This is a genomic window from Pseudomonas taeanensis MS-3, assembly GCF_000498575.2.
GTDB classification, from domain to species: Bacteria; Pseudomonadota; Gammaproteobacteria; order Pseudomonadales; family Pseudomonadaceae; genus Aquipseudomonas; species Aquipseudomonas taeanensis.
Map to the genome: position 1 here is coordinate 165,013 of NZ_AWSQ01000010.1, position 19,505 is coordinate 184,517.

Here is a 19,505-nt window from a genome sequence, read left to right on the forward strand (position 1 = left end):
TCTCCTTGCCTAAAGGGCTGAATCAGCCTTGCTTTTTGGTAACAGTTTCGACGATATGCGCCGGAGCTGTATTGTATTTTTTGAATTCCATAGAGTAGCTTGCGCGACCTTGGGACATGGAACGAACGTCGGTTGCATAACCAAACATTTCACCCAACGGAACCTCGGCACGAATGACCTTGCCGGAAACCGTATCTTCCATACCCAGGATCATGCCGCGACGACGGTTAAGGTCGCCCATCACATCACCCATATAGTCTTCAGGCGTAACAACCTCTACCGCCATGATCGGCTCAAGCAACTCACCACCACCCTTCTGGGCCAGTTGCTTGGTTGCCATGGAAGCAGCCACCTTAAACGCCATCTCGTTGGAGTCGACGTCGTGATAAGAACCATCGAAGACTGTAGCCTTCAGGCCGATAAGCGGATAGCCGGCTACAACGCCGTTCTTCATCTGCTCTTCGATACCCTTCTGGATAGCCGGGATGTATTCCTTAGGAACCACACCACCCACTACTTCGTTGACGAACTGCAAGCCTTCCTGACCTTCGTCAGCAGGAGCAAAACGGATCCAGCAGTGACCAAACTGACCACGACCACCGGATTGACGCACGAACTTGCCTTCGATTTCACAGTTCTTCGTGATGCGCTCACGATAGGAAACCTGAGGCTTACCAATGTTGGCTTCGACGTTGAACTCACGACGCATGCGATCGACCAGGATGTCCAGGTGCAATTCGCCCATGCCGGAGATGATCGTCTGACCCGTCTCTTCATCAGTTTTAACACGGAAAGACGGATCTTCTTGAGCCAACTTGCCCAAAGCGATACCCATCTTTTCCTGATCGTCCTTGGTCTTAGGCTCTACGGCAACCGAAATAACCGGCTCCGGGAAGTCCATACGAACCAGGATGATTGGCTTGTCAGCGTTGCACAAAGTCTCACCCGTGGTGACGTCCTTCATGCCGATCAAGGCCGCGATGTCACCAGCGCGCACTTCCTTGATCTCTTCACGGGCGTTTGCGTGCATTTGCACCATACGACCCACGCGCTCTTTCTTGCCCTTGACCGAGTTGATCACACCGTCACCGGAGTTCAACACACCCGAGTAAACACGGACGAAGGTCAAGGTACCCACGAATGGGTCGGTAGCGATCTTGAACGCCAGAGCCGAGAACGGCTCGCTGTCGTCTGCATGACGCTCCAACTGGATAGTCTCATCATCCGGGTCAGTACCCTTGATGGCAGGAATATCGGTGGGAGCCGGCAGGAAGTCGATGACGGCGTCGAGAACCAAGGGAACACCCTTGTTCTTGAAAGAAGAACCGCAAACAGCCAGAACGATTTCGCCAGCGATAGTACGCTGACGCAGAGCGCCCTTGATTTCCTCGATGGTGAGTTCTTCACCTTCAAGGTACTTGTTCATCAGCTCTTCAGTGGCTTCGGCCGCAGCCTCCACCATGTTGCTGCGCCACTTTTCAGCCTCTTCCAGCAACTCCGCAGGAATATCCTTGCGAACAGGAACCATACCCCTGTCAGCATCGCTCCAATAGACAGCTTTCATGTTGATCAGATCGATCTGACCCTGGAAGTTATCTTCAGAACCGATAGCCAACTGGATTGGCACCGGAGTGTGCCCCAGACGATTCTTGATCTGCTCAATCACGCGCAGGAAGTTCGCACCCGCACGGTCCATCTTGTTTACGTAAACAAGACGCGGAACACCGTACTTGTTGGCCTGACGCCATACGGTTTCCGACTGAGGCTCAACGCCCGAGGTGCCGCAGAACACAACAACAGCACCGTCGAGTACACGCAGGGAACGCTCAACCTCAATGGTGAAGTCTACGTGCCCCGGGGTATCAATGACGTTGAAGCGGTGCTCATCCTTGTACTGCTTCTCGGAGCCTTTCCAGAAGGCGGTAATAGCAGCAGAAGTAATGGTAATACCACGTTCCTGCTCCTGCACCATCCAGTCAGTGGTCGCGGCGCCGTCATGCACCTCGCCCATTTTGTGGCTTTTGCCAGTGTAAAAAAGGACGCGCTCTGTGGTGGTGGTTTTACCAGCATCCACGTGAGCGACAATACCAATGTTACGGTAGCGGTTAATCGGTGTAGTACGAGCCATAAAGCCCTCGCAAATTGAGTGACGCTAAAATTAGAAGCGGTAGTGCGAGAACGCCTTGTTGGCTTCAGCCATACGATGCACGTCTTCACGCTTCTTAACTGCAGCACCTTTGCCTTCAGCGGCATCCAGCAACTCGCCAGCCAAACGCAGAGCCATAGACTTCTCACCACGCTTACGGGCGAAATCTACCAGCCAGCGCATGGCAAGAGCATTACGGCGGGACGGACGAACTTCGACCGGAACCTGGTAAGTAGCACCACCAACGCGGCGCGACTTCACTTCGACCAGCGGAGCGATGGCGTCGAGAGCTTTCTCGAAGATTTCCAGGGGATCGCTGTTCTTGCGTTCTTTAACTTTGTCCAGCGCGCCATAAACAATACGCTCGGCCACGGCTTTTTTACCGCTTTCCATTACGTGGTTCATGAACTTGGCGAGAATCTGGCTTCCGTATTTCGGATCGTCCAGAATCTCACGCTTGGCTGCTACGCGACGTCTTGGCATTGATAAGCCCTCAAACGGTCTTCAGGTTAGCCCGGGACCCCACCAGAGGTGTCGCCCGACCTTACTCTTATCGACTCAAATAAATAGATAACTGCAACTCAGAGCAAACGACCGATTACTTCGGACGCTTGGTACCGTACTTCGAACGACCCTGGTTACGACCCTTAACACCGGAAGTATCCAAAGAACCGCGAACGGTGTGGTAGCGAACACCCGGAAGGTCTTTTACACGACCGCCACGGATCAGCACTACGCTGTGCTCTTGCAGGTTGTGGCCTTCACCGCCGATGTACGAGGAAACCTCGAAACCGTTGGTCAGACGCACGCGGCATACTTTACGCAGTGCCGAGTTAGGTTTTTTCGGCGTGGTGGTATACACGCGAGTGCATACACCACGACGCTGCGGGCAGTTCTGCAGCGCAGGCACGTCGGATTTCTCGACGATACGCTTACGCGGCTGACGTACCAGCTGGTTAATAGTTGCCATCTATAAGCTCCACTGTTGTCTTTCGACGCTATTGCCCACTAAGGAAAGCAAAATGGCAGAGCGGATGCCCTGCCAAATTTAGGGGTGCATGAGTCTAATGACACTCACACCCCCCGTCAAGGCCAAGCCCCGCCACCAGAGCAGCGAGGCCGTGCACTCAATTACCGCTGGAGTTCAGCGCTTCGGTCAGTGCAGCTTCGACCTCACTGGCGCTGACACGTACGGGCTGGGCAGCTTCACGCTTGCGCTTGCGCTCGCTGTGATAGGCCAGACCGGTACCGGCCGGGATCAGACGACCAACGACCACGTTTTCCTTCAGGCCACGCAGGAAGTCGCGCTTACCGGTAACCGCCGCCTCAGTGAGCACACGAGTGGTCTCCTGGAACGAGGCTGCCGAGATGAACGACTCGGTGGACAACGAGGCCTTGGTGATGCCCAGCAGCACACGAGTGTACTTGGCGATGAACTTGTCATCTGCAGCCAGACGCTCGTTCTCACCTAGCACGCCAGTCAACTCCATCTGGTCACCCTTGATGAAGGTCGAGTCACCCGACTCAGCAATCTCAACCTTGCGCAGCATTTGACGCAGAATGGTTTCGATGTGCTTGTCGTTGATCTTCACACCCTGCAGGCGGTAGACGTCTTGGATCTCGTTGACGATGTACTTGGCCAGCGCACTGACACCCAGCAGACGCAGGATATCGTGCGGATCGCTCGGGCCGTCGGAGATAACTTCACCCTTATTGACCTGCTCACCCTCGAACACGTTCAGGTGACGCCACTTAGGAATCAGCTCTTCGTACGGATCGCTGCCGTCAGTTGGAGTAATCACCAGACGACGCTTGCCCTTGGTTTCCTTACCGAAGGAAATCGTGCCGCTGATCTCAGCCAGAATCGATGCTTCTTTCGGACGGCGCGCTTCGAACAAGTCGGCAACACGCGGCAGACCACCGGTGATGTCACGGGTCTTCGAAGTTTCCTGCGGAATACGGGCAATAACGTCACCCACACCCACCTGAACACCATCCGCCACACCGACTAAGGCGTTGGCCGGCAGGAAGTACTGAGCAGGCACATCAGTGCCCGGCAGCAACAAGTCCTTACCATTGGCATCGACCATCTTCACGGCCGGACGAATGTCCTTGCCAGCTGCCGGACGATCCTTAGGATCCAACACCTCAATGTTGGTCAAACCGGTCAACTCATCGGTCTGACGCTTGATGGTGATGTTCTCCTCCATGCCTACGAAGGTCACGGTACCCTTCATTTCGGTGACGATTGGGTGAGTGTGCGGATCCCACTTGGCCACGATTGCGCCAGCGTCGACCTTGTCACCTTCTTTAACGGAAATGACCGCACCATACGGCAGCTTGTAGCGCTCACGTTCACGACCGAACTCATCGGCGATCGCCAGCTCACCGGAGCGCGAGACCGCGACCAGCGCGCCATCCAGACGCTCGACATGCTTGAGGTTGTGCAGGCGAACAGTACCGCCGTTCTTCACCTGAACACTGTCTGCAGCGGAAGTCCGGCTAGCCGCACCCCCGATGTGGAACGTACGCATGGTGAGCTGGGTACCCGGCTCACCAATCGACTGGGCGGCAATAACACCGACCGCCTCACCGATATTGATCTGGTGGCCACGGGCCAGGTCGCGACCGTAGCACTTGGCGCAGATGCCATAGCGCGTCTCACAGCTGATCGGCGAACGCACGATCACTTCATCAATGCTGTTCAGCTCGATGAACTCAACCCACTGCTCATCGACCAGAGTACCGGCCGGAACCAGCACCTCGTCACTGCCTGGCTTGACCACATCACGGGCAATGACTCGGCCCAGTACGCGCTCACCCAACGGCTCGACCACATCACCGCCTTCGATGTGCGGCGTCATTAGTAGACCGTGTTCTGTACCGCAATCGATCGCGGTAACCACCAGATCCTGGGCCACGTCGACCAAACGACGGGTCAAGTAACCGGAGTTTGCGGTCTTCAGTGCGGTATCCGCCAGACCTTTACGAGCACCGTGAGTCGAGATGAAGTACTGCAGTACACTCAAACCTTCGCGGAAGTTCGCAGTAATAGGCGTTTCGATGATCGAGCCGTCCGGCTTGGCCATCAGGCCACGCATACCGGCGAGCTGACGGATCTGCGCCGCAGAGCCCCGCGCGCCGGAGTCGGCCATCATGTACATGGAGTTGAAGGACTCCTGATCGACAGTCTTGCCTTCGCGATCGACCACTTTCTCTTTCGAGAGGTTGGCCATCATCGCCTTGGACACTTCGTCGTTGGCCTTCGACCACAAGTCGATCACCTTGTTGTACTTCTCGCCCTGGGTTACCAGGCCGGAGGCGTACTGACTTTCGATCTCTTTAACTTCTTCGGTGGCGGCGTCGATGATGCGCGCCTTCTCGTCCGGGATGACGAAGTCGTTCACGCCGATCGACACACCGGAGATGGTCGAATAAGCGAAACCGGTGTACATCAACTGGTCAGCGAAGATCACGGTGTCTTTCAAGCCAACGGTGCGGTAGCACTGGTTGATCAGCTTGGAGATCGCCTTCTTCTTCATCGACTGGTTGACCACGTCATACGACAGGCCATCCGGCACGATCTGGAACAGCAGCGCTCGGCCGATAGTGGTTTCGACGATACGGGTGTTCTTGGTGATGCTGCCGTCGCGATCTTTGATCACTTCGTTGATGCGCACTTTAACGCGCGCATGCAGCGAGGCCTCGCCAGCACGGAAAACCCGGTCGACTTCCTGCAGGTCGGCGAATACACGACCTTCGCCCTTGGCGTTGATCGCTTCACGGGTCATGTAGTACAGACCCAGAACCACGTCCTGGGACGGCACGATGATCGGCTCACCGTTGGCAGGCGAGAGGATGTTGTTGGTCGACATCATCAACGCGCGCGCTTCCAGCTGGGCTTCCAGCGTCAGCGGCACGTGCACGGCCATCTGGTCACCGTCGAAGTCGGCGTTGTAAGCGGCGCAGACCAGCGGATGCAGCTGAATGGCCTTACCTTCGATCAGTACCGGCTCAAACGCCTGGATACCCAGACGGTGAAGGGTCGGTGCACGGTTGAGCAGCACCGGGTGCTCGCGAATCACTTCGGCAAGAACGTCCCATACCTCAGGCAACTCACGCTCGACCATTTTCTTCGCGGCCTTGATGGTGGTCGCGAGACCACGCATTTCAAGCTTGCCGAAGATGAACGGTTTGAACAGCTCTAGAGCCATCTTCTTCGGCAGACCGCACTGGTGCAGACGCAGGGTCGGACCCACGGTAATAACCGAACGACCGGAGTAGTCCACGCGCTTACCGAGCAGGTTCTGACGGAAGCGACCTTGCTTACCCTTGATCATGTCAGCCAGCGACTTCAGCGGACGCTTGTTCGAGCCAGTGATGGCGCGACCACGACGACCGTTGTCGAGCAGGGCGTCAACAGACTCCTGCAGCATGCGCTTTTCGTTGCGCACGATGATGTCCGGCGCAGACAGGTCGAGCAGGCGCTTCAGACGGTTGTTACGGTTAATCACCCGACGATACAGATCGTTCAGATCCGATGTCGCGAAACGGCCACCATCCAGCGGAACCAACGGACGCAGATCCGGCGGCAGAACCGGCAGCACGGTCAGCACCATCCACTCAGGCAGGTTGCCCGAACCGAGGAAGGCTTCCATCAGTTTCAAGCGTTTGGACAGCTTCTTGATCTTGGTTTCCGAGTTGGTCTGCGGAATCTCTTCGCGCAGGCGGCCGATCTCGTGCTCCAGATCGATGGCGTGCAGCAGCTCGCGCACAGCCTCGGCACCCATACGGGCATCGAAGTCATCGCCGAACTCTTCGAGGGCCTCGAAGTACTGCTCGTCATTCAGCAGCTGACCTTTTTCTAGCGTGGTCATGCCCGGATCGATAACCACGTAGCTCTCGAAATAGAGCACGCGCTCGATATCACGCAGGGTCATGTCCATCAGCAAGCCGATACGGCTCGGCAGCGACTTGAGGAACCAGATGTGCGCGACCGGGGAAGCCAGCTCGATGTGCGCCATGCGCTCACGGCGAACCTTGGCCAGAGCGACTTCCACGCCACACTTCTCGCAGATCACGCCGCGATGCTTGAGTCGCTTGTACTTACCGCACAGGCACTCGTAATCCTTTACCGGGCCAAAGATCTTGGCGCAGAACAGACCGTCACGCTCAGGCTTGAACGTACGGTAGTTAATGGTTTCCGGCTTTTTAACTTCACCGAACGACCACGAACGGATCATCTCAGGCGAGGCCAATCCGATACGGATGGCGTCGAACTCTTCGACTTGACCCTGGTTTTTCAGCAAATTCAGTAGGTCTTTCAAGGCCTTTCCTCCTGGCGGAGCAGGGAGCGAGGACAACCGCCTCACTCCCGATTCGCGTCACGTGTTATTCGGTTTCCAGATCGATATCGATACCGAGCGAACGGATCTCTTTGATCAGTACGTTGAAGGACTCAGGCATGCCTGGCTCCATACGGTGATCGCCGTCCACGATGTTTTTGTACATCTTGGTACGTCCATTCACATCGTCCGACTTCACGGTCAGCATTTCCTGCAGGGTGTAGGCGGCACCGTAGGCTTCCAGCGCCCACACCTCCATCTCCCCGAAACGCTGACCACCGAACTGCGCCTTACCACCCAGCGGCTGCTGAGTAACCAGGCTGTAGGAACCCGTTGAACGCGCGTGCATCTTGTCGTCCACCAGGTGATTCAGTTTCAGCATGTACATGTAGCCAACAGTGGTCGGGCGCTCGAACAGGTTGCCAGTACGACCGTCGACCAACTGCATCTGACCACTCTCAGGCAGATCAGCCAGCTTGAGCATGGCCTTGATCTCGGTTTCCTTGGCACCGTCAAACACCGGTGTGGCCATCGGCACACCGCCGCGCAGGTTTTTCGCCAGGTCGAGGATTTCCTGATCGCTCAGTTCATCCAGGCTTTCTTGACGACCACCGATCTCGTTGTAGATCTGCTGCATGAACTTACGCAGCTCGGCGACCTTGCGCTGCTCTTCGAGCATGCGGTTGATCTTCTCGCCCAAGCCCTTGGCTGCAAGGCCCAGGTGGGTTTCGAGGATCTGCCCGACGTTCATACGTGACGGTACGCCCAGCGGGTTGAGGACGATATCGACCGGCGTGCCATTGGCATCATGCGGCATGTCTTCAACCGGCATGATCACCGAGACCACACCCTTGTTACCGTGACGACCGGCCATTTTGTCGCCCGGCTGGATGCGACGACGGATGGCCAGGTAGACCTTGACGATCTTCAGCACGCCCGGCGCCAGATCGTCGCCCTGCTGCAGCTTGCGCTTCTTGTCTTCGAACTTGTCGTCGAGCAACTGACGGCGATCGGAAATGTAGGCCTGGGCCTTTTCCAACTGCTCGTTCAGCGCATCATCCGCCATGCGCAGCTTGAACCACTGGCCGCGCTCGAAACCGTCGAGGAACTCATCGGTGATCTCAGCGCCTTTCTTCAGGCCAGCACCACCTTCGACAGTCTTGCCGACCAGGGCTGCACGCAGGCGCTCGAAGGTTGCACCTTCGACGATACGGAACTCTTCGTTCAGATCTTTACGGATCTCGTCGAGCTGCATCTTCTCAATGGCCAGGGCGCGAGCATCACGCTCAACACCATCACGGGTGAAGACCTGGACGTCGATGACCGTGCCCTTGGTGCCAGTCGGCACACGCAGGGAAGTGTCTTTAACGTCGCTGGCCTTCTCACCGAAGATCGCACGCAATAGTTTCTCTTCCGGCGTCAGCTGAGTCTCGCCTTTCGGGGTGACCTTACCGACCAGAATGTCGCCCGCACCAACCTCGGCACCGACATACACAATACCCGCTTCATCCAGCTTGTTCAGCGCAGCTTCACCGACGTTCGGGATATCCGCAGTGATCTCTTCGGAGCCGAGCTTGGTGTCACGCGACACGCAGGTCAGTTCCTGGATGTGGATAGTAGTGAAGCGATCCTCTTGAACCACACGCTCAGACAAGCAGATGGAGTCTTCGAAGTTGTACCCGTTCCACGGCATGAACGCCACGCGCATGTTCTGACCCAGAGCCAGCTCACCCATGTCGGTGGACGGACCATCGGCCAGAATATCGGTACGCGCAACCTTGTCACCCTTACGCACCAGCGGACGCTGGTTGATGCAGGTGTTCTGGTTGGAGCGGGTGTACTTGGTCAGGTTATAGATGTCGACACCGGCTTCACCGGTCTCAACTTCGTCATCATTGACCCGAACCACTACACGACTGGCGTCGACCGAGTCGATTACGCCACCGCGGCGGGCAACCACACAAACGCCGGAGTCGCGTGCTACGTTGCGCTCCATGCCAGTACCCACCAGCGGCTTATCAGCGCGTAGAGTCGGTACAGCCTGGCGCTGCATGTTCGAACCCATCAACGCCCGGTTGGCGTCGTCGTGCTCGAGGAACGGAATCAGCGAAGCCGCGACGGACACCACCTGCTTGGGCGATACGTCCATCAGGGTGACGTCTTCCGGCGCCTTTACGGTAAATTCGTTTTGGTGACGCACCGCCACCAACTCATCCACCAACTGACCCTGCTCGTTCATCATCGCCGATGCCTGAGCGATAACGTGGTCGGCCTCTTCAATTGCAGAGAGGAAGACGATCTCGTCGGTCACCAGGGTATCTTTCACCACACGGTACGGGCTCTCGAGGAAACCGTACTTGTTGGTGCGCGCATAGGCCGCCAAGGAGTTGATCAGGCCGATGTTCGGACCTTCCGGCGTTTCAATCGGGCACACGCGGCCATAATGGGTCGGGTGTACGTCACGGACTTCGAAGCCGGCACGCTCACGAGTCAAACCGCCCGGGCCGAGCGCAGAGACACGACGCTTGTGGGTGATCTCGGAGAGCGGGTTGTTCTGGTCCATGAACTGCGACAGCTGGCTGGAACCGAAGAACTCCTTCACCGCCGCAGCCACCGGCTTGGCATTGATCAGGTCCTGCGGCATCAAGCCTTCGCTTTCAGCCATCGACAGACGCTCTTTGACCGCGCGCTCAACACGCACCAGGCCCACACGGAACTGGTTCTCGGCCATTTCGCCAACGCAACGTACGCGACGGTTACCCAGATGGTCGATGTCATCGACGATGCCTTTGCCGTTACGGATATCGACGAGAGTCTTCAGAACCTCGACGATGTCTTCTTTGCTCAGCACACCTGAACCTTCGATCTCGGTACGACCGATACGACGGTTGAACTTCATCCGGCCTACGGCAGACAGGTCGTAACGCTCAGCACTGAAGAACAGGTTGTTGAACAGCGTCTCGGCAGCATCCTTGGTCGGCGGCTCGCCGGGACGCATCATGCGGTAGATCTCGACCAACGCTTCCAGTTGATTGGTGGTGGAGTCAATCTTCAGGGTATCGGAGATGAACGGACCACAATCAATGTCGTTGGTGTACAGGGTTTCCAGACGCACAACCTGAGCCTTGGCAACTTGCACCAGGATCTCAGTGGTCAGCTCTGTGTTGCACTCGGCAATGATCTCGCCGGTAGCCGGGTGCACGATTGCCTTGGCAGTGGTACGGCCAATCAGGTAATCGAGCGGCACTTCCAGCTCTTTGATGCCAGCCTTGTCCAGCTGGTTAACGTGGCGCGCGGTGATACGGCGACCCTGCTCAACGATAACCTTGCCGTTTTCATCCTTGATATCCAGGACGGCAACTTCACCACGCAGACGCTGCGGCACCAACTCCAGGTTCAGGGTCTCGCCCTTCACATGGAAAACGTTGGTGGAATAGAACGCGTCGAGCACTTCCTCAGTGCTGTAACCCAGCGCACGCAGCAGTACCGAGGCCGGCAGCTTGCGACGACGGTCGATACGCACGAACACGGCGTCCTTCGGATCGAACTCGAAGTCCAGCCATGAACCGCGGTACGGAATCACCCGAGCGGAATACAGCAGCTTACCGGAGCTGTGGGTCTTGCCACGGTCGTGGTCGAAGAACACGCCCGGTGAACGGTGCAGCTGGGAAACGATGACGCGCTCGGTACCGTTGATTACGAAGGTACCGTTCTCAGTCATCAGGGGGATTTCCCCCATGTAAACTTCTTGCTCTTTAATGTCCTTGATCGCTTTATTCGACGATTCTTTGTCGAAAATGATCAGACGGACTTTTACCCGCAGCGGCACGGCAAAAGTCACGCCGCGCAGCACGCACTCCTTGACGTCAAATGCCGGCTCGCCCAGGCGATAACCGACATATTCCAGAGCAGCGTTGCCGGAATAGCTGATAATCGGGAAAACGGATTTGAAGGCCGCATGCAGGCCGATGTCACGAAACTGATCCTTGGTCGCTCCCGCCTGCAGGAATTCGCGATACGAATCCAGCTGGATGGCCAGGAGATAAGGCACATCCATGACATCCGGCAACTTGCTAAAGTCCTTACGGATACGTTTTTTCTCAGTATATGAGTAAGCCATCAGCGTTCCCCAGCTTGGTCACCTGCTTATTTGGCCTCTCCGACGGGAGCAGCCAGAAACTCTTGCAAACCCTTTGGTCTGCGCCACCACTCAGGGTGGGTTTATTCCCGATCGAGGCCGGCCAACGATTAGCCAACCTAGAACGGAAAAAGGCCGGTGGCATAAGCCACCAGCCATCAGCCTTATGCGAGTCGCTCAGGCTGTTGACGCAAGGTCGTCGCTTACTTGAGCTCGACTTTAGCGCCAGCTTCTTCCAGAGCCTTTTTAGCGGCTTCGGCTTCGTCCTTCGAAACGCCTTCTTTAACAACGCCAGGAGCGCTGTCAACAACTGCTTTGGCTTCTTTCAGGCCCAGACCGGTCAGCTCACGAACAGCCTTGATCACGTTTACTTTCTTCTCGCCAGCTTCCAGCAGCATGACGTTGAACTCGGTCTGCTCTTCCGCAACAGCGGCAACGGCAGCAGCCGGGCCAGCAGCAGCAGCGGCAGTGACGCCGAACTTCTCTTCCATTGCCTTGATCAGCTCAACAACCTGCATCACGGACATGTCGGAAACGGCGTTGATGATGTCTTCGTTAGTCAGAGCCATGACTCTAATTTCCTGTATTGGGGGACAGCCTTCACGGCCATCAAATTAAACAAATAAGATTGAAAGACACTGCGCAGCCTTAGGCTGCGGCAGCTTCCTTCTGGTCGCGAACAGCTGCCAGAGTACGAACGAACTTGCTGGTAGCGCCTTGCATCACGCTCATCAGCTGAGAAATCGCTTCGCTGTAGGTCGGCAGAGTTGCCAGTACGTCGATCTGAGTGGCTGCGAGGAACTGACCCTCAAACGCAGCTGCTTTGATCTCGAACTTGTCCTGACCCTTGGAGAACTCCTTGAAAATACGGGCAGCAGCGCCCGGGTGCTCATTGGAGAACGCAATCAGGGTCGGGCCTTTGAACACGTCGTTGAGAACTTCAAAAGAAGTGCCCTCAACAGCGCGGCGCAGCAGGGTGTTACGTACGACTTTCACGTACACACCAGATGCGCGGGCCTCTTTACGGAGTCCGGTCATTGCAGACACGGTCACGCCGCGGGCATCAGCCACGACAGCGGACAGGGCAGCTTTGGCAGCCTCGTTGACTTCAGCGACGATGGCCTTCTTGTCTTCGAGTTTAATTGCCACGGGTTTACTCCTGGATGTTACCGTTTCGTCCAACCGGAGCTGGACGGCGTTTTGGTGTCTGATTCGGTAAGAATCGGGAGCACCATCTGCGTAGGCTTGTGGAGATCGCTCCCCGGGTTTAAGGCTCACGCCCCCTACGGTCTTGGATAGCCCCCGCCAGGCAGGGACCCCAATTTTTCAGGCTGACGGCATCGCTGCCGCCAGCCAAATATTATGCGTCCAGCGAAGCCTGATCGATAATCAGACCTGGGCCCATAGTGGTGCTCAGGGTTACACGCTTGACGTAAATGCCTTTCGAAGTCGACGGCTTCAAACGCTTCAGATCAGCGATCAGCGCCTCAACGTTCTGCTTCAGCTTGTCAGCGTCAAAGCCAACCTTGCCAACGGAGCCGTGAATGATACCGTTCTTGTCAGTACGGAAACGCACCTGACCAGCCTTTGCATTCTTGACAGCAGTCGCAACGTCCGGGGTCACGGTGCCGACTTTCGGGTTAGGCATCAGACCACGGGGACCGAGAATCTGGCCCAACTGACCGACAACACGCATCGCGTCCGGAGAAGCGATCACTACGTCGTAGTTCAGATCACCGCCTTTCATTTCGGCAGCGAGGTCATCCATACCAACGCGATCAGCGCCAGCAGCCAAAGCAGCTTCAGCAGCAGGACCCTGGGTAAACACAGCAACACGAACGCTTTTACCGGAGCCATTCGGCAGCACGGTTGCGCCACGAACGACCTGGTCGGATTTACGCGGGTCAACGCCCAGGTTCACAGCAACATCAACAGATTCCGAGAACTTGACAACCGAAAGCTCGGCCAGCAGAGCGGCAGCCTCTGCAAAGTTGTAAGCCTTACCGGCTTCAACTTTTTCCGCGATTGCCTTTTGACGCTTAGTCAACTTAGCCATTACACACCCTCCACGTTCAGGCCCATGCTACGAGCGGAGCCAGCGATCGTACGCACGGCAGCGTCCATATCAGCGGCGGTCAGATCAGCCTGCTTGGTCTTGGCGATCTCTTCCAACTGAGCGCGAGTCACTGTGCCAACCTTGACGGTATTCGGACGCGCGGAGCCGCTGGTCAAGCCAGCAGCTTTCTTCAGCAGCACGGAAGCAGGGGTGCTTTTGGTTTCAAATGTGAAGCTGCGGTCACTGTAAACAGTGATGATCACAGGAGTCGGCAGACCAGGTTCCATGCCCTGAGTCTTGGCATTGAACGCCTTGCAGAACTCCATGATATTCACACCGTGCTGACCCAGAGCCGGACCAACGGGTGGTGACGGATTGGCCTGTGCAGCCTTTACTTGCAGCTTGATATAAGCCGTTATCTTCTTAGCCATGAGCTACTCCAGTTACGGGTTCTAACGCCTTTCGGCTCCCCGGTTATTCACGCGTTTATCCCAGTGACGACAAAACCCCGCAGCCTACGGCTGCGAGGTATGGGATGCTTGTGTCAGTTACGCCTTCTCGACCTGACTAAACTCCAGCTCGACCGGCGTCGAACGACCAAAAATGGTCACCGCCACCTGAATCCGGCTCTTCTCATAATTCACTTCTTCGACAACACCACTGAAGTCCGCGAACGGACCATCAGTTACACGAACCATCTCGCCCGGTTCAAACAGAGTCTTCGGCTTCGGCTTGTCACCACTATCAGCAACACGACGCAAAATCGCCTCAGCTTCCTTATCGGTAATAGGCGCAGGTTTCGCAGCCGTACCACCAATAAAACCCATGACGCGAGGAGTATCCTTGACCAAGTGCCAAGTCCCCTCGTTCATATCCATCTGCACCAGAACATAACCAGGAAAGAATTTACGCTCGCTTTTACGCTTCTGACCGTTCCGCATTTCTACCACTTCTTCGGTAGGAACCAGAATCTCGCCAAAGCCATCTTCCATACCGGCGAACTTCACACGCTCGATCAACGAGCGCATTACATGCTTCTCGTAACCCGAGTAAGCATGCACAACGTACCAACGCTTAGCCACGGGACACCTTTAACCGACAATCAACGAAACAAGCCAACCAAGCAGGGAATCTAGCCCCCACAACAACAACGCCATCACCAGAACAACAGCCACTACAATCAATGTGGTCTGAGTGGTTTCTTGGCGCGTCGGCCAAACGACCTTACGAATTTCAACGCGCGCCTCTTTTGCCAGCACGAAAAAGGCTTGCCCCCTCGTCGTCTGCAAGGCGACAAACCCTGCCACAACGGCGATTACCAGCAACACCAATACGCGGTACAGAATCGGCTCGGCAGAGAAGTACTGATTACCGACCACACCCACGACCACCAAAGCAGCACTGAGCAGCCACTTGATCAGGTCAAAGCGAGAGTCTTTGACTTCAGCCTTAGCATTCATTACGAGGATCCTGTGAAAGACACGCCAAATTCGTTAAGAAAATGGCAGGTCAGGAGGGAATCGAACCCCCAACCTGCGGTTTTGGAGACCGCCGCTCTGCCAATTGAGCTACTGACCTAAAACAAAATCAGGCCGACCATTATGCCGGCCTGACAGGGACAGATCAACCGATTACTCGACGATCTTAGCAACCACACCAGCACCAACAGTACGACCACCTTCGCGAATCGCGAAACGCAGGCCATCCTCCATGGCGATCGGAGCGATCAGGGTGACAACCATCTTGATGTTGTCGCCCGGCATTACCATTTCAACGCCTTCCGGCAGCTCGCAGTTACCAGTCACATCCGTAGTACGGAAGTAGAACTGCGGGCGATAGCCCTTGAAGAAAGGAGTGTGACGACCACCCTCATCCTTCGACAAAACGTACACCTCACCCTCAAACTTGGTGTGCGGCTTGATAGTACCCGGCTTGGCCAGAACCTGACCGCGCTCTACATCGTCGCGCTTAGTGCCTCGCAACAATACACCAACGTTTTCCCCCGCACGGCCCTCGTCGAGCAACTTGCGAAACATCTCAACACCAGTGCAGATGGTCTTGGTGGTATCACGGATACCAACAATCTCCACCTCTTCCTGGATGCGCACAATACCGCGCTCGACACGCCCCGTCACCACCGTACCCCGACCTGAAATTGAGAAAACATCCTCAATTGGCATCAGGAATGGCTTGTCGATAGCACGCTCAGGCTCAGGAATGTAAGCATCCAGAGTCTCAACTAGCTTACGAACAGCAGTAGTACCCATCTCGTTATCGTCTTGACCGTTCAGCGCCATTAGCGCAGAACCGATAATGATCGGGGTATCATCACCAGGAAAGTCATAAGTCGACAGCAGATCACGCACTTCCATCTCGACCAGTTCCAGCAACTCAGCATCATCCACCATGTCCGCCTTATTCAGAAAGACGACAATGTATGGAACGCCGACCTGACGAGACAACAGGATATGCTCACGAGTCTGCGGCATAGGACCATCAGCAGCAGAGCAAACCAGGATTGCGCCATCCATCTGCGCAGCACCAGTAATCATGTTCTTTACATAATCCGCATGACCCGGACAGTCAACATGCGCGTAGTGACGAACCGAGGAATCATACTCAACATGAGAGGTGTTAATGGTGATACCACGCGCCTTCTCTTCTGGAGCATTGTCGATCTGAGAGAAATCACGAGCAGCACCACCCCATGTATCAGCACATACTCTGGTTAACGCTGCAGTCAGAGTAGTCTTACCATGGTCAACGTGACCGATAGTGCCAACGTTGAGGTGCGGCTTATTACGTTCAAATTTCTCTTTAGCCATCTCGACCATCTCCCAGCAAAGAATTGAGCAAGTCGTACCACCATTAAAACAAAGGCAGATACTTGCATATCTGCCTCTATTAAATGGAGCTCATGAGCGGATTTGAACCGCTGACCTCACCCTTACCAAGGGTGTGCTCTACCAGCTGAGCTACATGAGCCAAACACTTTACATAAACAACAAACCTGGAGCGGGTAGCGGGAATCGAACCCGCATCATCAGCTTGGAAGGCTGAGGTTCTACCACTGAACTATACCCGCAGAGCTTGTTGCTCAAGTCGAATTTGGTGGAGGGAGAAGGATTCGAACCTTCGAAGTCGATGACGTCAGATTTACAGTCTGATCCCTTTGGCCACTCGGGAATCCCTCCAAAAGGAGGCGGCATTCTCTTTAGAAGCCACCCTACTGTCAAGCATTTTCTCATTAAAAACCTGAGGTTAGCTGCATTGAACAGTCGCTTTACAGATTCACCAGTTGGCGCCACCCTGCGAAGCGGGCGCCATTCTATTCAATCTAACGCGGCGTTGCAATGCTTTCACACGGCATTAATTGATGTTGTAAGCCTTTGAAGTCCAAGGCCAAACGCTGCAAGAGGGCATCGCCAGCCAAATGGCGGCTATCTTGAGCAATTCGTACCCAATAACTACGGTGAGCTCGCGTCAACTCCCTTAGCGAAGGGTCATAGCCCGCATCCCTCAACCGCTGCATGACACTTTCCGCCGAGTCATTACGAGGAAATATTCCAAGTGAGATACCGTTGGCCAAGTCGCCCTGCGTAATGATGTAACTATCGATCTTACGAGCCTGCAGCTCCTTCAACTGCCGCAGCGAGGCCTGGCGAGAAGCCAAAGGAGCCAGGTACACCCAGTAATCGGTTCCTGCCGCCGCATCGACCGACTGCACGCGTGAGCGAATATCCAAACTAATAAGTCGCTGCTCAACTTCAGCCGCAGCCCCCTCCTGCTCAAAACTTCCCAGAAACAGGCAAACCGCCTCAGGCTTGCTCACCGCAGACGGCTCACGCGACACGGGTTCCTCAGCCTCACTTAGCAGCCGAATAGCGTGCTTACTGTTCTGAAGAAGAGAAAGGGGCGCGACTTCTTTGGCACGCAGCGGCGCCTGCTGCTGATGCCAAACGTAATAGAACAAATTCAGCACAACCAGCAACATCAACAACCAACGCATGCACAACCTCAACCAAGCGGGCAGGCCATCGCCAAACCAATGAACACCAGATCCGGCATAACCCGAGCACTCGGTATAATGTCGGCAACCAACGAGGCATCCCCCCCGGTGAGAAAAACCTCAAAGGACTCCCCCAGACACTCTCGAGCCAAATCCAGCTGCGTATGAACAAACCCCTGAAGCATCAATGAGCAACCACGCTCAACCGCCTCAGCCGTCGAGCGCCCTGGGGATAAGCTTTTCATCGCAAGCTCCGCAACCACATCGTCGTAACGAATTCGTCGCGTATGAGTACGTAACTGGTTGCGCATCAACGGCACACCTGGACAAATGAAGCCACCCAGATGCCCTCCATCAGCATCAACAAAGTCTGACGTTACCGCAGTACCAAGGTCGAGCACCAAGCAGGCCCTATGCACTTGGTGGTACGCCCCCACAAGCGCCAACCAGCGGTCCAAACCAAGACGCTCATATTGCTCGTACCCATTACGAACCCCTGCCAACTCAGCTGCAGGGCGCGCGCAAACACACTTAATAGCAAACGCCCGCTCCAATGCATCAACCAGGCAAGACGTCTCTTCATCTGTGCGCACACTCACCAAGCGACAACCCAGCACTGTAACTGGCTGCTCTCTAAGCGCCAGCACAAGTTCCTCGCCGGAGCCAACAACTCCGCCACAACAAGCCTTTGAGGCCGCCCCGGAAACCAGCCGCCACTTGATGAAGCTGTTTCCGCAATCCAGCTCAAGAATCATCATGCAACCTTAAACTGAGCTCTCCACCACTGAAACTACGCTCAGCCCCATCAACGTCCAGGCGAATAGCACCCGAGGAGTCAACGCCCAGCACTACGCCCTTTATTTGTTGAGAGCCCGCTATCAGCGTAACTCCCCTCCCCTGCCACAGATGATGTCCCTCCCACTCAGCCATTAATGCGCCGAAGCCCAAGCGCTGATGCACATCCAGGTAACGACATAATTGCCGACTCAGCTCACAGACCAATTCATTTCGGTCAACCAAGCCCCCCAAGGCATCCCGCATGGACGTCCACGGCTGATCTATCACAACACCGCCACCAGCTTGCATATTCACATTGACGCCTATACCTATCACCACATGGCAAATATCTTCCGGGTTACCCGACAACTCCAAAAGTATCCCTGCGATCTTACGGCCATTGACCAGCAAGTCATTCGGCCACTTCAACCCGACACCAACCACTCCCGCAGCGCGAAGCGCATGTAGCAGCGCCAGACCCACAACCAGACTAAGCCCCTCAACCTGGCGCATACCACCGTCTATTCGCAGCACTAAGCTGTAATACAGATTTTCACCGAATGGACTTACCCAATTTCGCCCTCGACGACCACGTCCCGCCGTTTGACGCTCAGCCAACACAACAAAAGGCGGTACCTGCCGCAGCTCCAACATTCGCAATGCTTCCGCATTGGTCGAGTCAACGGACGAGTAAACACTCACAGGCCAAGCAGGAGGGGCTGGCCGAGCATTCAAGGCACGCTGATCCAGCAAGTGGAGCGGGCTAGCTAAACGATAACCTCGCCCTCGCACCTTATGGATAGTCAACGCTAACTCAGCCTCCAAGTGCTGCAACTGCTTCCAAATTGCAGAGCGGCTGACACCCAAGGCAGCGCCAAGCGCTTCACCAGAATGAAAACGACCATCTTGAAGCAGTTTTAATAAGGGCAGCATGCTGGTCCTATCGAGCGGTGAGTCACGCATGATAACGGCGCCCTGCTCACTTGCCTATCGACGCCCCGCGAGTATTTACCGCACGCAAAGACAAACCCCCA

15 protein-coding genes and 4 tRNA genes are annotated in these 19,505 nt (G+C 55.7%); all 19 read right to left on the bottom strand.

Features of this window, described 5'->3' with window-relative positions; genetic code table 11:
* Nucleotides 1–22: 22 nt before the first annotated feature.
* On the bottom strand, nt 23–2,128 hold the full coding sequence (fusA, locus tag TMS3_RS23395) for an elongation factor G (RefSeq protein WP_025167728.1): 2,106 nt from the start codon (nt 2,126–2,128) through the stop codon (nt 23–25).
* Between the two features lie 30 nt (nt 2,129–2,158).
* A complete protein-coding gene (gene rpsG / locus TMS3_RS23400) occupies nt 2,159–2,629 on the bottom strand; it encodes a 30S ribosomal protein S7 (RefSeq protein WP_003186074.1) in 471 nt (156 codons plus the stop codon).
* A 115-nt stretch (nt 2,630–2,744) separates the two neighbouring features.
* Nucleotides 2,745–3,116: a 30S ribosomal protein S12 gene (rpsL, locus tag TMS3_RS23405; RefSeq protein WP_003186084.1), complete on the bottom strand. Its 372-nt coding sequence runs from the start codon at nt 3,114–3,116 to the stop codon at nt 2,745–2,747.
* Between the two features lie 157 nt (nt 3,117–3,273).
* Complete coding sequence (rpoC, locus tag TMS3_RS23410; RefSeq protein ID WP_025167729.1) at nt 3,274–7,473, bottom strand: DNA-directed RNA polymerase subunit beta'; 4,200 nt, start codon at nt 7,471–7,473, stop codon at nt 3,274–3,276.
* A 64-nt stretch (nt 7,474–7,537) separates the two neighbouring features.
* Nucleotides 7,538–11,611 (bottom strand): DNA-directed RNA polymerase subunit beta, encoded by a 4,074-nt coding sequence (gene rpoB, locus TMS3_RS23415; RefSeq protein WP_025167730.1) that lies wholly within the window; start codon nt 11,609–11,611, stop codon nt 7,538–7,540.
* A gap of 221 nt (nt 11,612–11,832) precedes the next feature.
* Complete coding sequence (rplL, locus tag TMS3_RS23420) at nt 11,833–12,198, bottom strand: 50S ribosomal protein L7/L12 (protein WP_025167731.1); 366 nt, start codon at nt 12,196–12,198, stop codon at nt 11,833–11,835.
* A 79-nt stretch (nt 12,199–12,277) separates the two neighbouring features.
* Nucleotides 12,278–12,778, bottom strand: a complete 501-nt coding sequence (gene rplJ, locus TMS3_RS23425) for a 50S ribosomal protein L10 (RefSeq protein ID WP_025167732.1) — start codon at nt 12,776–12,778, stop codon at nt 12,278–12,280.
* A gap of 211 nt (nt 12,779–12,989) precedes the next feature.
* Nucleotides 12,990–13,685 carry a 50S ribosomal protein L1 gene (gene rplA, locus TMS3_RS23430; protein WP_025167733.1) on the bottom strand — a complete coding sequence of 232 codons (696 nt, stop codon included), beginning with the start codon at nt 13,683–13,685 and terminating at the stop codon, nt 12,990–12,992.
* Nucleotides 13,685–14,116: a 50S ribosomal protein L11 gene (gene rplK, locus TMS3_RS23435; RefSeq protein WP_025167734.1), complete on the bottom strand. Its 432-nt coding sequence runs from the start codon at nt 14,114–14,116 to the stop codon at nt 13,685–13,687. Before rplK ends, rplA begins: the two co-directional genes overlap by 1 nt.
* A 117-nt stretch (nt 14,117–14,233) precedes the next feature.
* Entirely contained in the window at nt 14,234–14,767 is a 534-nt protein-coding gene (nusG, locus tag TMS3_RS23440; protein ID WP_025167735.1) for a transcription termination/antitermination protein NusG, read from the bottom strand.
* Nucleotides 14,768–14,776: 9 nt separating this feature from the next.
* On the bottom strand, nt 14,777–15,145 hold the full coding sequence (gene secE, locus TMS3_RS23445; protein ID WP_025167736.1) for a preprotein translocase subunit SecE: 369 nt from the start codon (nt 15,143–15,145) through the stop codon (nt 14,777–14,779).
* A 42-nt stretch (nt 15,146–15,187) separates the two neighbouring features.
* Nucleotides 15,188–15,263 (bottom strand) — tRNA-Trp (locus tag TMS3_RS23450).
* 53 nt (nt 15,264–15,316) lie between these two features.
* Entirely contained in the window at nt 15,317–16,510 is a 1,194-nt protein-coding gene (tuf, locus tag TMS3_RS23455) for an elongation factor Tu (protein ID WP_025167737.1), read from the bottom strand.
* 84 nt (nt 16,511–16,594) lie between these two features.
* Nucleotides 16,595–16,670: transfer RNA gene (locus TMS3_RS23460), tRNA-Thr, on the bottom strand.
* Nucleotides 16,671–16,696: 26 nt separating this feature from the next.
* Nucleotides 16,697–16,770 (bottom strand) — tRNA-Gly (locus TMS3_RS23465).
* A 24-nt stretch (nt 16,771–16,794) separates the two neighbouring features.
* Nucleotides 16,795–16,879 (bottom strand) — tRNA-Tyr (locus TMS3_RS23470).
* Between the two features lie 143 nt (nt 16,880–17,022).
* The gene (locus tag TMS3_RS23475; protein ID WP_025167738.1) at nt 17,023–17,694 is read right to left on the bottom strand and encodes an SPOR domain-containing protein; all 672 of its coding nucleotides are present in this window, start codon (nt 17,692–17,694) and stop codon (nt 17,023–17,025) included.
* 8 nt (nt 17,695–17,702) lie between these two features.
* Nucleotides 17,703–18,449 carry a pantothenate kinase gene (locus tag TMS3_RS23480; protein ID WP_025167739.1) on the bottom strand — a complete coding sequence of 249 codons (747 nt, stop codon included), beginning with the start codon at nt 18,447–18,449 and terminating at the stop codon, nt 17,703–17,705.
* Nucleotides 18,439–19,404, bottom strand: a complete 966-nt coding sequence (gene birA / locus TMS3_RS23485) for a bifunctional biotin--[acetyl-CoA-carboxylase] ligase/biotin operon repressor BirA (protein ID WP_025167740.1) — start codon at nt 19,402–19,404, stop codon at nt 18,439–18,441. Before birA ends, TMS3_RS23480 begins: the two co-directional genes overlap by 11 nt.
* Nucleotides 19,405–19,505: the final 101 nt, after the last annotated feature.